Source organism: Leyella lascolaii (assembly GCF_900079775.1).
Taxonomy (GTDB): Bacteria; Bacteroidota; Bacteroidia; order Bacteroidales; family Bacteroidaceae; genus Prevotella; species Prevotella lascolaii.
Map to the genome: position 1 here is coordinate 171,659 of NZ_LT556049.1, position 15,903 is coordinate 187,561.

11 protein-coding genes are annotated in these 15,903 nt (G+C 49.7%); 6 read left to right on the forward strand and 5 right to left on the reverse strand.

The window, feature by feature from the left end; translation table 11 throughout:
- The first annotated feature begins 145 nt into the window (after positions 1-145).
- Positions 146-484: a 30S ribosome-binding factor RbfA gene (gene rbfA, locus BN4609_RS11050; protein ID WP_021992372.1), complete on the forward strand. Its 339-nt coding sequence runs from the start codon at positions 146-148 to the stop codon at positions 482-484.
- A complete protein-coding gene (locus BN4609_RS11055; protein ID WP_021992373.1) occupies positions 481-1,725 on the forward strand; it encodes an FtsX-like permease family protein in 1,245 nt (414 codons plus the stop codon). Before rbfA ends, BN4609_RS11055 begins: the two co-directional genes overlap by 4 nt.
- Positions 1,726-1,769: 44 nt before the next feature.
- On the opposite strand, the gene BN4609_RS11060 is transcribed toward BN4609_RS11055, so the two are convergent.
- The 5 genes from BN4609_RS11060 to miaB form a co-directional block, all read right to left on the reverse strand.
- Entirely contained in the window at positions 1,770-3,416 is a 1,647-nt protein-coding gene (locus tag BN4609_RS11060) for a pseudouridine synthase (RefSeq protein WP_084791548.1), read from the reverse strand.
- A gap of 1,035 nt (positions 3,417-4,451) precedes the next feature.
- Positions 4,452-5,009: a hypothetical protein gene (locus tag BN4609_RS11065; protein ID WP_164071656.1), complete on the reverse strand. Its 558-nt coding sequence runs from the start codon at positions 5,007-5,009 to the stop codon at positions 4,452-4,454.
- A 5-nt stretch (positions 5,010-5,014) separates the two neighbouring features.
- Positions 5,015-5,320, reverse strand: coding sequence for a C10 family peptidase (locus BN4609_RS17265; RefSeq protein ID WP_164071657.1), 306 nt, complete (start codon positions 5,318-5,320; stop codon positions 5,015-5,017).
- A 357-nt stretch (positions 5,321-5,677) separates the two neighbouring features.
- Positions 5,678-7,504, reverse strand: coding sequence for an ABC transporter ATP-binding protein (locus BN4609_RS11075; RefSeq protein WP_068856724.1), 1,827 nt, complete (start codon positions 7,502-7,504; stop codon positions 5,678-5,680).
- 349 nt (positions 7,505-7,853) lie between these two features.
- Complete coding sequence (gene miaB, locus BN4609_RS11080; RefSeq protein WP_068856725.1) at positions 7,854-9,176, reverse strand: tRNA (N6-isopentenyl adenosine(37)-C2)-methylthiotransferase MiaB; 1,323 nt, start codon at positions 9,174-9,176, stop codon at positions 7,854-7,856.
- Positions 9,177-10,021: 845 nt separating this feature from the next.
- Between miaB and BN4609_RS11090 the strand changes: the two genes are divergently transcribed.
- The 4 genes from BN4609_RS11090 to BN4609_RS16605 all read left to right on the forward strand — a co-directional run bounded on the left by BN4609_RS11090 (position 10,022) and on the right by BN4609_RS16605 (position 15,727).
- Positions 10,022-10,444, forward strand: coding sequence for an META domain-containing protein (locus tag BN4609_RS11090; RefSeq protein WP_021992546.1), 423 nt, complete (start codon positions 10,022-10,024; stop codon positions 10,442-10,444).
- A gap of 1,434 nt (positions 10,445-11,878) precedes the next feature.
- Entirely contained in the window at positions 11,879-12,784 is a 906-nt protein-coding gene (locus BN4609_RS11105) for a hypothetical protein (RefSeq protein ID WP_164071658.1), read from the forward strand.
- 388 nt (positions 12,785-13,172) lie between these two features.
- Positions 13,173-14,618 (forward strand): DUF6734 family protein, encoded by a 1,446-nt coding sequence (locus tag BN4609_RS11110; protein WP_068856731.1) that lies wholly within the window; start codon positions 13,173-13,175, stop codon positions 14,616-14,618.
- Between the two features lie 86 nt (positions 14,619-14,704).
- Positions 14,705-15,727 (forward strand): hypothetical protein, encoded by a 1,023-nt coding sequence (locus BN4609_RS16605; protein WP_164071659.1) that lies wholly within the window; start codon positions 14,705-14,707, stop codon positions 15,725-15,727.
- Positions 15,728-15,903: the final 176 nt, after the last annotated feature.

Here is a 15,903-nt window from a genome sequence, read left to right on the forward strand (position 1 = left end):
TGCACTCGGGAATATAAGAACAAGCTCTTATTCCGCTCGTTTGCTAAATCTTTGCATAAGATTTGCCGCACCCTTATGTACGGGAAAAGTTTTTTATTCCGTCCGTATGCAAACTCGTCTCACATAAAACAATAATATATAAAACATGCAAGAAACAAGACAAAACCGCATAGCAAGACTCCTGCAGAAGGAGCTCAGCCTCATATTCCAGTCACAGACACGCATGATGCACGGCGTGATGGTGAGCGTGACCCGCTGCCGTGTGTCGCCCGACCTGAGCATATGCACGGCTTATCTCAGCATTTTCCCGTCGGAGAAAGGCACAGACATGATAAAGAACATCAACGCCAACGAGCGCACAATACGCTATGAGCTCGGCACGAGAGTGCGCAACCAGCTGCGCATAATACCCGAACTGAGATTCTTCATCGACGACTCGCTCGACTACATCGAGCGCATAGACGAACTGCTGGGCAAGAAATGAAACGGCACAACTTTCCTTTCTACATCGCCAGACGGTATCTTTTCTCTAAGAAAAGCACCAATGTCATAAACATAATATCGGCAATATCGGTCACGGGTGTTGCCGTCACGACAATGGCTCTGGTCATTGTGATGAGCGTGTTCAACGGGTTTCACGACCTCGTGGCGTCGTTCTTCACCAGCTTCGACCCCCAGCTGTCCGTCGTTCCAGCCAAAGGCAAGGCGGTGGCTGCTGACGATCCGCTGCTCACACAGATGAAACGGCTGCCCGAGGTGCAGGTTTCCACCGAATGTGTGGAGGAACTCGCGCTCGCCATGTACGGCGACAGGCAAGCCATGGTGACCGTGAAAGGAGTGCAGAGCAACTTCGACAGCCTTACAAACATACGCGACATACTCTACGGCGACGGCAGTTTCACGCTGCAGGCAGCCAACCTCCAGTATGGCATTCCGGGCATACGTCTTGCCCAGACGCTCGGCATGGGCGCGCGATGGGACGGCTTTCTGAAAATATACGCGCCCCGGCGGGAGGGTCAGATGGTTGATGTGACCAATCCGTCGGACGGTTTCGTAGCCGACTCCATACTCTCCGCAGGCGTCGTCTTCGCAGTGAACCAAGCCAAGTATGACAAAGACTATATCCTGACATCAGTAGGTTTCGCCCGTAGGATATTCGACCGGCAGGGCATGGTCACCTCTCTCGAGTTCAGGCTGAAGCCGGGCAGCAGTCTGAAGGCGGTGAAAGCGGAGATGCAGAAGATAGGAGGCGACAAATACCGCGTGCTCGACCGCTTCGAGCAACAGGCAGACACGTTCAAGATAATGCAGATAGAGAAGGTGCTTGCCTACATATTCCTCACGTTCATACTCATAGTGGCGTGCTTCAACATCATAGGTTCGCTGTCGATGCTCATCATAGACAAGAAGCAGGATGTGGAGACTCTGCGCAGCCTCGGAGCAGGCGACAGGCTCATAACGCGCATCTTCCTCTTCGAGGGACGGATGATATCTGCCATAGGAGCAGCCATAGGCATCGTCGTCGGACTGCTGCTGTGCTGGCTGCAACAGACCTACGGGCTTGTCGCCATGGGCAGCACCAGCGGAGCGTTTGTCATCAACGCCTATCCCGTGAGCGTGCATTATGACGACGTCGCGCTGATTTTCGTCACCGTGATAGCCGTGGGATGGCTTGCCACATGGTATCCTGTGAGATACATGTCAAGGCGTCTGCTCGGCGACTGACCCCTCTTCCGGTGTCAGGGCACGCCATTGTCCGTGCCCTGCCCTTACATTTCCTGAAACCCATCATCAACACAGAACGTCATGGTCTTGCCCGTGGAAGGATGGACAAGAGTGAGCGACGTGGCGCGGAGACACATCCTTCCGCCGCCCTTGCCGTAGAGTCTGTCGCCCGAGATGGGGCATCCCAGCCCGTCCTTATGGGCGCAGTGCACGCGCAGCTGGTGGGTCCTGCCTGTCAGAGGATAGAGGCGTACGAGCGTGCGGTCGCCCCGACGCCCCATTATCTCATAGCGTGTGACGGCGCGCCTGCCTGTCTCCATGTCCACTTTCCGGCGCGGACGGTCGTTGAAGTCGGCTCCCAGCGGCAGGTCTATCGTGCCCTCGCCCGGACGGTCGGGTGTCCCGTCGAGCAGCGCGGTGTAGCGTTTGCTCACCGTGCGAGCCTCAAACTGGGCGTGCAGAGCGCGCTGAGCCTGTGCCGTGCGAGCCATGACGAGCAGTCCGCCGGTGTCCATGTCGAGCCGGTGGACGGCAAGAGCCTCCCCCGCACCGCCGTAACGGGCGCACATGAGCGACAGAGCCGACACACAGCCGCCGCGACCAGGCACGCTCAGCATGCCGTGGGGCTTGTCCACCACCACAATGTCGTCGTCCTCATACACTATCTTCAGCTCACCCTCAAACACCGTCCCGAGCGGGTCGGGCTCCACATCAAGCCCCTGCATCATGTAGCGCAGCAGCGGACCGCACTTGCCCGTGCACGACGGATAGAAGTGTCCGTGACGGCGAAGCTCGCCCGACGGTGAGCCGCCCCACCAGAACTCAGCCATGCAAAGCGGCTTGTAACCGCGCTGATAGGCATACTGCAACAGCTTGGGAGCGCAGCAGTCGCCTGTCCCGGCAGGCGGAGCACCGGCAGAGAAGGTGGCGAATATGTCGGGCAGGGAGCGTCGCTCGCCGCGAGCGTTGAGCATCTCGTAGCGTCGGAAGAGCCACTCCTGCAGTCCGTCGCTCATAAGGCGGCGGCGTGTCCGCAGACGCTCAAGCCTTTCGTCGAGAGGGCGCAGGCGGGCGGCAAGCTCCTCGAGCCGGGCGGCATAGGCGCGTTTCATGCGCCTCAACTCAGCCTTCATGAACCTGCTCTCGTTCCTCAGTCTCTCCTCCACAGCCTCGTCCGTGCCGCCGCGGCGCGTCTCCTCCCTGCGCAGGCGTGCCTCCTCCATCTGCCGCCGGTATGCCGCTGTGGCGTGGCGCGCCTCTTCCTCCACATCCTTCATTTCCTTCATGAGAGCCAGCCGGGCGGGGTCGGCGGCGCAACGTTCCAAATCCCTGCCCACCTCCGTTATCTGCCGCTCACGCATGCGGAAGTATCCTCCGGGGCGGCAGGCGTCGAACACCGGCGGCACGAAGTAGGTCCAGTCGTTGCGTCCGGCAAGAAGTCCGGAGTAGGCGGCAAGAAAAGCCGTGCCGCCGTCGCCCGTGTCCACCACAAGCACGCCGAACATCTTGCCGCCTCCGTGCTCCTGCCGCAGCACTCCGCTCTCATCCACATGACGCTGCACCTCACTTGCCGCCGCCACACACATGGGATGCGGTGTGTAGCAGAAGGGGAAAGTGAACTGCCGCGGACGCTCAAAACGTCCGTGAAGCGCATGCAGGCGCGGGTCTTTGGAAGAATGATCTGACGACATGGATGTGTGTATGATGATTTGAAGTGGCGCGTAGTGCGTCACGGATGCAAAAATAACGATTATTCGCTCCGCCAGCAAGCAATCGCCGTTTTTTCAGTTTTTTACGGCAAGATGCAGGTGTCCTGAGCACCCGAAGGCGGACATCACGAGGCTGCACCGTGTATTCCGGGAACCGCCGCCATAGCATGCGGACTACAGGACGGTGAGGGATGTTTTCTATTATATATAAAGTTAAATATACTTAACATCGTATCTGAAAGGTTAAAAACGCATCTTCAAAATCTCGGAAAAAACGAATAAAGACAGAAAAAGCACCGAATAACGCGAAAATCGGCATTTTCATGTCATTCCGTATAACTGTCGTATATTCAGCATATTACGCCATCAGAAAAGCGACATGCCGCGAACGGCATATTCTCCCGCGCCCAACGCCTCAGCCGAAAAGGCTTTTCCGCAACGCCAAAGAGCCCGTTTCATACTGCCAAAGAGCCTTTCCCACGCCACGGGAAAGCCCGTATGAGACATCGGAAGAGGCTTTTCCGCAACACCGGAAGCACCTTTCCGCCATGCGGAAAAGGGTAGACAGGCATACGGAATGGGGGTAGCACCGCCTCGGGAGCGGCGCGGGGGATGTATGGAAAGCGGAAAACGCTGTCCGGAGGGAGCCGGAACAGGAGAAGCGGAATGTTAAAACGGAAGTGCCGGAGAAGGAGTGAGGGCATAAAAGGCACGGTTTTTGAAGCCGGTATGCCATACGTCGCACCATCTGTCATGCACTTTATGCCGCATAGCATACGCCCCGCACAGTGCAGCTCATTCCCTTAAAGCCAAACCGGTCATCAGAACGCCGAATATACATTTAAGGTTTATTGCCAGCTCTTCATCCCTCATCCGCACTGCCGCCGTCATCTTGTCTTCCGCTTTTGCACGGTAAGATACGCCGCATATTCTACAGAAGAGGAAGAGAAACTGACCGACAGCAGCAGGCGATAAGGATGATGTCTGATGACCGGTTCAGCTCAGAAGAGTCTTTCATCACACGGGAATCCTCACCCCTATACAGGTTATTATATATTCGGGTGATATTTTCCGGTCCTTGACGTACATCACATCAAGCCCGTCAGATTCCCATGACACAGGCCGCAACGACCTCATGTCATCCTTATCAGAATCGAACTCCTCCATCCGTATATCCACATATTGCACACCGGACTCTTTAAACCAGCTGTCTGACATGAGTCCGAACTTAACGACAAACGGCTCTATGACCGGTGGTTTTGAACTGAATATGACACGGGTGAAGGTAAAAGGACCGACCACATTGCCTGACACACGCGACTCGGAGTCGCTGAACCATCTCGGCGCTATGCCTTCATCATACTTATAGCATGTAGAAAACGCATCGTCAGAGGATGATTCCACCATATAGGGATTGCCCTCAGCATCGTAGAGTTCAAACTGATAGAAAACACTATACACATGTTCACCTTTTCCAGTTAAAGTGGAGTCGTCATCGTCACCACACGATACCAATGTGAAAAGCGACATCATCACTGAGACGACAAGCACCATATTCTTATATATCCTGCGCATAACAGTCATTTGTTATAAGTTATACCTGTTATTACTTGTAAGTTTTTCGAATAATTGAAGTCATAATCTACATATCCGGATGATTTAAGGGCATTATAAAGATAATATCCGTTACAATATCCATCCCAGCCCCAATTGCAATGTACATAATTCTTTTCCGGTGTCCTTGTTCTGTCCAACAGACGCAGATCATCAGCCGCATAATAGGCGTGAGTGTCATATTGTATACGATAGCCATCAACCACCCAGGCGTGCCCCTCAGAGTTTACAGTATTCTTACCGCACATATATACAGGCTGCATATTATTCAATGAACCCGCGATTTTTAGAAACTGTAGTCACTCAAAGAACCGCATGTATAGTTTTTCAATATCCTTTTCATAATCATTAAGTATTAAACCGTCGTCAAAATTTGTTACAAATATAGTGAAAGTTCAACTATATTACTACTCGAAAGAATAATATTTACAACATTTAACACACGGAACAGCAGCCGGGACAACACCGGGTCATGGCAGCGTCTCACGTAAGGCAAGAGACAGGAAACTGATGGTGTGACACGGAAAGAAGCATATCTGTTATAAAAAAACCGGCAACATGATATGTTACCGGACAAATACGGCATGCCTTCCATTCGTGGGATGCAAGCCTGCGGCTACGTTTCCGCCTCACGACTGCAGGTCGTGCAGCTTACGGTAGTAGCCGTTGAGAGCCATCAGCTCGTCGTGCGTGCCTCGTTCCACGATGCGTCCCTCGTGCAGGACACATATCTCGTCGGCGTTCTTTATGGTGGACAGGCGGTGCGCTATAGCCACCGTGGTGCGCGTCTTCATGAGCTTCTCGAGGGCGTCCTGCACCAGACGCTCGCTCTCAGTGTCGAGAGCCGAGGTGGCTTCATCGAGTATCAGTATGGGCGGATTCTTGAGAATGGCGCGCGCTATGCTCACTCTCTGCCGCTGACCGCCGGAGAGCCGTCCTCCGCGGTCGCCTATATTGGTGTCGTATCCCTGCTCGGAAGCCATGATGAAGTCGTGCGCGTTGGCTATCCGCGCGGCGCGTTCCACATCTTCCCGTGTGGTGTTTTCCACGCCGAAAGCGATGTTGTTGTAGAACGAGTCGTTGAAGAGTATCGCCTCCTGGTTGACGTTTCCGATGAGCATCCGCAGGTCGTGTATGCACAGGTCGCGCACGTCGGTGCCGTCGATGAGCACCTGTCCCTCCTGCGTGTCGTAGTAACGCGGTATGAGGTCGACAAGAGTCGACTTGCCGCTGCCGCTCTGTCCCACGAGCGCGACGGTCTTGCCTTTCTCTATCTTAAGGTTGATGTCGCGCAGAACCCACTTCTCCCCGTACCTGAACGACACGTTGCGGAACTCTATGCTGTGTCCGAACGACGTGATGCGCACCGGTTCCGGCTTCTCCTTTATGGTGTTCTCAGCCTTCAGTATCTTGTCCACGCGCTCCATGGACGCCAGACCTTTCGGTATGTTATAGCTTGCCTTGGAGAACTCCTTCAGCGGATTGATGATGCTGTAGAGCATCACAAGGTAGTAGATGAACATCGGTCCGCTCAGCGTCATGTTGTTAAGGACGAGCGTACCACCGAACCACAGCACGATGACAATGAGCAAAGTGCCGAGGAACTCGCTCATAGGGTGGGCGAGCTGTTGGCGTGTATTGACCCTGCGTACCTGCTCCCTGTAGGAGCTGTTGATAGAGTCGAAGCGGCGGTTCATCTTCTCTTCGGCGCAGAAAGCCTTGACTATGCGCAGTCCGCCGAGCGTTTCCTCGACGAGACTCATCGTGTCGCTCCACATTGCCTGTGCCTTGATGGACTTCGCCTTGAGCTTTCTGCCGACGAAACCCATGAACCATCCCATCACCGGAACGATGACAAGGGTGAACAGAGTGAGCTGCCAGCTGATGAAAAGGAGCGTGGAGAAGTAGAAGACAATGAGTATGGGGTTCTTGAAAAGCATGTCGAGCGACGACATGATGGAGCTCTCCACCTCCTGCACGTCGCCGCTCATGCGGGCTATGATGTCGCCCTTGCGCTCCTCGGAGAAGAAGCCCAGCGGCAGCGACGTTATCTTGCGGTAGAGCTGGTTGCGTATGTCGCGCACCACACCGGTGCGTATCGGGATGATCGTTGCGGACGAGAGGAAGTACGCCCCGGTCTTGAGAAACGTCATGAAAGCCAGGAACAGTCCGATGACGAGCAGCGTGGTGGACGCCCCGAGAGCGTCTATCATCTGATAGACATAATAGTTCATGTTGTTTGTGAGCACTTCCTTTATGTCCGCGCTGCCTATCGCGAGGAGCACGGGATGCGTGTCCGTTGTGTCGATCTTGAACAGAATCTTGAGTATCGGCATTATTGCGAGAAACGAGAAGATATTCAATATCGCCGAAAGAATATTGAAAATAACCGTCAGGACAAGATATTTCTTATACGGCGGAACGAATCGGCGCAATACTTGGAAAAACTCTTTCATCAGTGTGTATTGAGGAGCTTGTTATATTATTATATATGTATGAATACTTCAAATACGGCATGTGCGGTCTTGATAAACTGATTGTCCGCAACGTGAATGCCCAGACTGCCATTATGCAAAAACAACGCAAGCGAGCGCAATGAGAGCTTGCTCGCAGATTGCCGAGCGCAGGATGTTTTATGCAAAAACAACCCAAGCGAGCGCAATGAGAGCTTGCTCGCGGATTGCCGAGCGAAGGATGTTTTATGCAAAGTTAGCGTTTTTGCGTTATATTACAAAATATGGAAGGTCATTTAAAACAAATATGCCGCCCAACAGAGTGTGCGGCATATGCTGTTTTATTGTGAAATCAGTCAGTGGCAGTGCCGAGCAGCGTCGCGCTTGTGGAGCCTGTGACTCTCACCCGCACCGTCTCGCCGATGTGATGCCGTCCCTTGTCGAACACCACCATCTTGTTCTGCTCCGTTCGTCCGCACAACTGCTCGTGGCTGCGCTTGCTGAATCCCTCCACGAGGACGTCGAACTCGCGCCCCTCGTCGCGCCTGTTAGCCTCAGCCGACAGCTCCGTCTGCAGATGTATCATCTCGTTCAGGCGGCGCAGCTTCACCTCCTCGGGCACGTCGTCGGGCAGATGTTTCGAGGCGTAAGTGCCGGGACGCTCGCTGTACTTGAACATGAACGCCGAGTCATATGCAGCCTCCCGCATGAGCGAGAGCGACATACGGTGGTCCTCCTCCGTCTCGCTGTGGTAGCCCACGAATATGTCTGTGGACAGTCCGCAGTCGGGAATGATGCGTCTGATAGCCTCCACCCTGCCCATGTACCATTCCCTGGTGTACTTGCGGTTCATCAGTTTCAGTATGCGGTCCGAGCCCGACTGCACCGGCAGATGTATGTGACGGCACACGTTGGGCATCTCGGCAATGACGTGCAGCGTGTCGTCGCTCATGTCCTTAGGGTGGCTTGTGGTGAAGCGCACGCGCATTCCCGTCGCCGTCTCAGCCACAGTCCGCAGCAGCTCGGGGAAGGCGATGACGTGTCCGTCGTGCTCGAAGCGGTATGAGTTGACATTCTGTCCGAGCAGCGTCACCTCCTTATAGCCCCGCTCCTCAAGGTCGCGCACCTCGCGGAGGATGCTCTCCACGTCGCGCGAACGCTCACGGCCGCGGGTGTAGGGCACTATGCAGTAGTGGCAGAAGTTGTTGCATCCGCGCATGATGCTCACATATCCGCTTATGGGCTGAGCCAGGGCTATGCGCCGGGGAACGATGTCGCGGTAGGTCTCTGTGGTGGAAAGCTCTATGTTCATAGCCTTGTTGCCCGTCTCGGCTTGCGCCGTGAGGTCGGGCAGAGTGAGATAGGCGTCAGGTCCGGCTACAAGGTCGGCGCCGTGGTTCTCCAACAGATCGTCCTTCACCCGTTCCGCCATGCATCCCAGCACACCTATGATGAGCTTCCTGCCCTTGCGCCGTTCGGCGTTGAGAGCCTCCAGACGATGATATATCTTGTTCTCCGCGTTCTCGCGTACAGAGCATGTATTAAGGAAAACGGCGTCGGCGTCATCAGCCGATTCGCACAGGTCGTAGCCCGCCATCTTCATGACCGAGGCGACCACCTCGCTGTCGGCGACATTCATCTGGCATCCGTATGTCTCGATAAAGAGTCTCTTCATTTTTGATATGTTATGTTAAACTTCATCGTCAGACAACATGGCTGCGGCACGACACAGCATGTGCTCCACCGCCATATTGCCCGACAAAAACCTTTTATTTTGCAAAGTTAATGCAAACCGAGCGCAGGATAAAATAAACGCAGACTTATTTTTACAGGCGAGTAAAGCGGAGTCTTATATTAAGACGAAGCGATACGAAGCACGGAAAAGATAAGGATGCGCTTATTTTTCATGCCGAGGTGCAGCTTAACTTATTCAAAGTTAATGCAAACCGAGCGCAGGATAAAATAAACGCAGACTTATTTTTACGGAGCGAAGGAAGCGGAGGCTTACGGAAGACTACGCTATACGAAGCGGAGGAAAAACAAGTATGCGCTTATTTTTCATGCCGAGGTGCAGCTTAACTTATTCAAAGTTAATGCAAACCGAGCGCAGGATAAAATAAACGCAGACTTATTTTTACGGGCGAGTAAAGCGGAGTCTTATGTTAAGACGAAGCGATACGAAGCACGGAAAAGATAAGTATACGCTTATTTTTCATGCCGAGGTGCAGCTTAACTTATTCAGAGTTAATGCAAACCGAGCGCAGGATAAAATAAACGCAGACTTATTTTTACGGAGCGAAGGAAGCGGAGGCTTACGGAAGGCTACGCTATACGAATCACGGAAAAACCTCATTATGCCATTCCACGGTTTAATTAACGCACGTTAAAGTTGTTAATGTATAATATTTTATTCTGCTTTACCGCTTCTTTCAACTATCTTTGCGGTCGCAAAACAGACACAGGTATAAAAGATTGTTCAGACTGACATAATTCATTATTTTAATAAAGCGACATACTGACATGAAGAAAGTATTATTTGCAATATGCATGACCGCGTTCCTCGCCTCGTGTGCGACAAGCGGTAAAATAAGGTCCATATCAGCACTCGCAGGCGAATGGAACATCACCGAAGTGGAAGGCAAGGCTGTCGGAGCAGGCAATGACGGCAACGCACCGTTCATCGGTTTCGACACGAAAGAGAACCGCGTGTACGGCAGCACAGGATGTAACCGCCTCACAGGAGCGCTCAACGCCAACGTGGAGACAGGCACGATAGACTTCGGGGCACTGGGAAGCACACGTATGATGTGCGCTGACATGAAGACCGAACAGGCTGTGCTCGGAGCTCTCGGCAAGGTTTCTACGTTCAGCATGCAGAAGAAGGGCGTGCTCGAATTCAAGGACAGCACAGGCAAGACAGTAATGACACTGAAGCACAAGTAAACAAAACATACACAAACCACATTTTCATAAGGCAGGAAGAGCACCCTCACGCACGGCTGCAAACGCACGGCACGGGATGCGCTTCCTGCCTTTCCGTTTTACATGAAAGCCTGAAACGCGCGACAATCCCGAATCGGTCATCAGACTTCCATTCTTATTTCGTGCTGCTGTCAGCCGGATTGTATCATGCTTTATCGAAGATGCAGCGGGCTACATCGGGAAAAAGCAGGATGCAAGATGACGGCAGCAGTGCGGAAGAAGGATGAAGAGCTGACAATAAACCTTAAATGTATAATCGGCGTTCTTATGACAGATTCGGGATAATCATAACAGCGACGCAGCCTTGAAGGTATGATAATATACACGAGTCCGTACGTTTTCAACCAGCCAAAAAAACCGCGCGGCATTGCCGGAAATGAATATTTATGCAATAAGGAAAGTAAAAAATCATTACATTTTTTTCTTTCAAAAGAGAGAATAAAAACCGTTCCGAGCAAGCATTCGCACCCTCTTCACCAGCTCCTCCCCACCCTCCGCACCGCCATAAAACCCATCGCGGCGGACATTCCTCACAATATTGGCTCGCCACGACCGTCCTCCCGCACCACGGAAAAGCACGTTCCGCACCATAAAAAAGCCTTTCCCACACCACAGGAAAGCCCGTATCGCGACACCGAAAAGGCTCTTCCGCAACCCGGCAAACACCACCTTGCAGCACAAATACGCACAAACCACTGACTGTCAACATCTTACCAAAACCGCACAAAACCTGCGTATTCGCGTCCGCAATGTCTTTACGACGAAAATATCTTACTCTCGCGGAGTTGCCGATGGATAAATATGCACACCCGTCCGCGCCTTTGCATTTTTATACGAAATTAGGTGTCCGCAATCCGAAAGCAAGCCCTTATTGAGCTGTTGACTTTGCCTTATACATGTAAACAACGCGATATTATATGTGGGCAAACCAAAGTAGAGACGCAAAATTTTGCGTCTCACAAGCAAGGATGCGCAATAAACAAATGCGAAATATGCCTGCCATTACCGCGCTTTTTGCTCGGGAGACGCAAGGAGGGGCTATAAACAAATGCTATTATATGCCTGTCATTGCCGCGCTTTTTGCTCGGGAGACGCAAAATTTTGCGTCTCTACTGGGCTGACGCCATTGTTATTTTGATACAAAAAAACGTGCAAGTGAGTGCGATAGTGTTTTACACATATCCCCACACACTCTTCCCTATCCAATAACCTTTTTCCTTTCATTCCGTGCTGACGCCTCATCCGCTATACGTTAAAAACCGTTATGAAATGTAATAAAATCATAGGCATGTGGCAAATTAAGTTAAATCTCATCTCAATTCATGTCATATTGCAAGCGCGGTATGCACATTTATCGCTATATTAGCGGATATTCATAACCTAAAAACACACATTATGAAACACCTCTTTATACTATTATTCCTATGTCAGGGCATTCTCATGCAAGCCCAGACACGCCTCAGCGAGATGCCGTGGCATGAGCGCGACAGCATCATCACAGCGAAGGTGAAGCGGTTTTTCAACGAGGAGAAAAGCCGGAATTATGACGACTGCGTCACGATAATACGTCAAAGGGACAACGACATGTATAATATCAATTGGGTGGCAGAGGCATATTCTCCTTCGTCAATCAAGAAAGGCGTATGGAGAGCAGTTGTTCCTTCTGACTCATATTTATATGATGTAAGACTGTACGGCGAGCGTATGATCTTTGGCGGTGACTATGTGAACCGGCTGGTAGCCACGGCTCTTTTGGACGAAAACCTTGATGTGCTTATGACTTCAATGACAGATGACTGCACATATTATTGGTATAAATACGACATGAACGACAGGGTGACCGGTGTCTTCGACCATCCTACACGCAGACCGGCTAAATATAAAAGACCTACGGACGAACAGCTGCATTCCGACGAATATGCATGGGGCAGGTCGATTGCCTCGCTCAGCAAGGATGAACGCATACGCGTGCTCACCGGTATAGCATTCAACGCCTTGCAAATGTTAGACGGATTTGACAGAAAGGAGGCTGTGCTGTATTCTGTCATTTCAGAGTCAACCTTCAAGTTCATAGGACATTACTGGCTACCGGAGAAAAACCTTGATGTCCGTCCGAGCGAGGTTCCGAGAGGCATGAGCCCGGACGACATTTATCATCGTGTGGAAATATACTGGGAAAAAGCCAAAAGAGTGGGATACGCAACGTCACAAGTGGCGGTTGTCTACATAAMCGACAAAGACCACCGCGCGTTTCTCGTCCGCAGGAATAAAATGAAAGACGCACCGCCACTGCTTGACTGATGACGCTGTTGTCAGTTATATACATGCCGGATTGCACGTCTTCCTGAGCAGGCATAGACACTACATTTCAATATAAGAGCCGGATGCTCACAGGTCCGGCTCTTGTTCTCATCACATATGCAGTATATCTTCATACATAAAACAAGCTTCGGCGGTTTTTATCCGACACAAACCACGATATGTGAATCATTGTTACAAAACTCTATAAAATCTTATTTATATGATAAATTAAGTTAAATCACGTCCAACTTCCTTTCATATTGTAAGTGTAATATGGAATTAAAGTGTTATATTAGCGGATGTGCAACAACCTGAAATAATCTGATCGGGTACAAAAACACATACCACCACATTTATATATACTACTATATTAAAACAATCATATTATATGAAAATCACACAGACTTTATGGACAGGGCAAAAGGATTTATTAAAAGACGGATTCGGTTGGATTGATTCTGAACACCATCTGACAGCTTGGGCTTTAAGCAGCATAAAGCTACGGGAGTTTTACGATGACGTTGTCCTATACACAGATTCACAAGGAAAGAAGATATTAGGTGACTGCCTGCACCTGCCATACACTGAAATCAAAGTGGTGTATGATAATCTTAAATGCCGTCAGGCACACTGGGCATATCCCAAAATCATGACTTATTCTCTTCAGGACGGACCGTTCCTTCATGTTGATGGAGACGTCATACTGACACATCCTATAAGTGAAGACATCATGGAAGCCGGACTTATAGCGCAGAACAAGGAGATAATAAGCGATTACTATACAGGTATGGTAAACGATATTATCAAACGTGGAACCGTATTTCCGTCTTATCTCAAAAAAGACATAGACGAAAAGACGTTCGGCTCATATAATGCCGGTGTGATAGGAGGCTCTGACATAGATTTCATAAAGAGATATTGCAATGAGGCAGACAAGATAATCAGGGACAACGGAATGAATGACCCTGCATCACCGAACATGGCTGTCAACAATAACATCTTGTTTGAGCAGATGCTGTTCTATTCCTTGGTGAAACATGAGAACAAGAGTGTGAAAACAGTGGTAAGCCATGATGTTCAGGACAACGGGTATTCTTACCATGAATTTGCTGACTTTTATCAGCAGGACAAACATCCGTTGATACATATGCTGGGCGGACACAAAAGAAGCCGCAAAGTATGTGAGCTGATGAGGAGAATGCTGTTCAAGCTGTCACCGCAGACTGCCGGCAATATCAGCATGCTGTTCAGAGACAACCACGTCAGACTCGTGTCAGACACCGGCAAAGAGCCTGACTTGTCAATACAGATGTGCGTAGGCATGTACCTGGACCATTTGAAAGACACGACAGCCAAGTGGAATGACATTCCACGTGACAGACTGTTTGAAAATGAGAGACAGTCATCCTCATACCTCGATTTTATGATTGGTGAAAATCATAACCGTGAAGAGTTTGTTTTTAAACGCAATCCTTACACGGATATCTTTCTTATTCCCGAGGAATGGCAGGAAGAAGCCAAAATACTGGTAAGAGACAGGATTGACAGAAAGAAAAGCATGAAGCCACTGAACGTCGCACTTATTCCCCTGCTTTACGGCAACAAAGGGTACAGTGAGGTTCTTATAAACGACTTACAATACAACATTCTGCTGTTGTCAGAAAAAGAGACCGGCTATGATGATTTGTTTGAAGGCATAAAGTCATGTATGTCTGATGATGTGGTCATTGATGACAGACAACTGCACGATTTAATCAAGGTTGAATCCGAGTATCTTGCATATAACAAATTACTGTTTATATATCAAAGTCATCAGAAATGTCCTATACGATAATCTTATATTGACAATAAACCTGTAAAAGGTATATTGCATATACATAATCAAAAACACACAAACATTAATTAAAAACAATTTAAGAAATGGAAAACAACGAAAAGAAATTAAGGAAGATTGACAATCTGTCAACTCAAAGCAGTATTGAGAGAACTTCCATGATGTATGATGAGAATCACTGTGGCTCATGCGGATGCGGCTCATGCGGATGCGGGAGCGATGGTTGTTGCTCATGCGGATGCTGTGGTTCACACAACGGCTCGTGCGGATGTGGCTCAGAGAAATGCTGTTCAGGCATGTACGGTTCTGACTGCAGTGAATCTTGTGGTTCCTGTGGCTCCAACAACGGCTCGAGCGGATGCAGTTCGTCCGGATACGGAACTGACATTTGGGGATCGTGCGATACTTCAGGTTCTTCCGATGAGGATGAGATAGATTATTCTTTAATAATGGGCAGCGGATACAAAGGCAGTCCTACCGGATGTGCGGAATCAGCTTCTACAGGTTCAGCTCCTGACACATGGAAAGCCGCGAAAAATCCGGTAAATGTCATGAACAATGCTTTTGTAAGGGGACGAATCAATATGATGTGGGATGAAATGCTTGCCAAAGTGAAAGATAATCCGAAAATGGAAGTAGCATGTTGTATTTTTTATGATTTAGATAATAAAGAATACATTGGTGGAAAATTTATCTATGGCAAAGACGGAAAAGTAGAGATAAAAGATTATTCAGCATCAGGAAATGGCTATACAGGCAGTTCCGAACATATAAAACTGGTAACGGTTGTTCACACTCATTTTTCATTGACACATGACAAAGGACACAATGTACGACATGTAGGACCATCGGACGATGATTTTAAAGCCGTTTCCAAAAACAAATATGAGTTTGGTATTGTCATTGATTACCAAGGAAAAGAAGAAGATTATAGAAGAAATCCTAAAGAAGGTGAGACTCCAGATGGATACTACGAACATGAAGATGGTACAAGGACTCCATATAAGAATGATCATGGAATTATCATCCGTTCAGGGCATCCAGCTTCTGACACACGTGAATATTCAATAATTAACGGCAGCGGTATAAAATATCACGGCGAATTTTAAGTATAAAAATCAAAAAAATAATTATCATATAAATATGCGTCAACAGCTGATATATCTACGTATAGAATCTATTCTGATATATTTTCTTAAACCATTCAATAATAAGATGGAAGCAGATTTATCCAGAAAAAGAATATAGGAATAATCCGATTACATCGTCATATTATTGTAAATAT

Coding starts and splice junctions, on each gene's coding strand:
- rbfA (WP_021992372.1), top strand. CDS start 146: ATGCAAGAAACAAGACAAAACCGCATAGCAAGACTCCTGCAGAAGGAG.
- BN4609_RS11055 (WP_021992373.1), top strand. CDS start 481: ATGAAACGGCACAACTTTCCTTTCTACATCGCCAGACGGTATCTTTTC.
- BN4609_RS11060 (WP_084791548.1), bottom strand. CDS start 3,416: ATGTCGTCAGATCATTCTTCCAAAGACCCGCGCCTGCATGCGCTTCAC.
- BN4609_RS11065 (WP_164071656.1), bottom strand. CDS start 5,009: ATGCGCAGGATATATAAGAATATGGTGCTTGTCGTCTCAGTGATGATG.
- BN4609_RS11075 (WP_068856724.1), bottom strand. CDS start 7,504: ATGAAAGAGTTTTTCCAAGTATTGCGCCGATTCGTTCCGCCGTATAAG.
- miaB (WP_068856725.1), bottom strand. CDS start 9,176: ATGAAGAGACTCTTTATCGAGACATACGGATGCCAGATGAATGTCGCC.
- BN4609_RS11090 (WP_021992546.1), top strand. CDS start 10,022: ATGAAGAAAGTATTATTTGCAATATGCATGACCGCGTTCCTCGCCTCG.
- BN4609_RS11110 (WP_068856731.1), top strand. CDS start 13,173: ATGAAAATCACACAGACTTTATGGACAGGGCAAAAGGATTTATTAAAA.
- BN4609_RS16605 (WP_164071659.1), top strand. CDS start 14,705: ATGGAAAACAACGAAAAGAAATTAAGGAAGATTGACAATCTGTCAACT.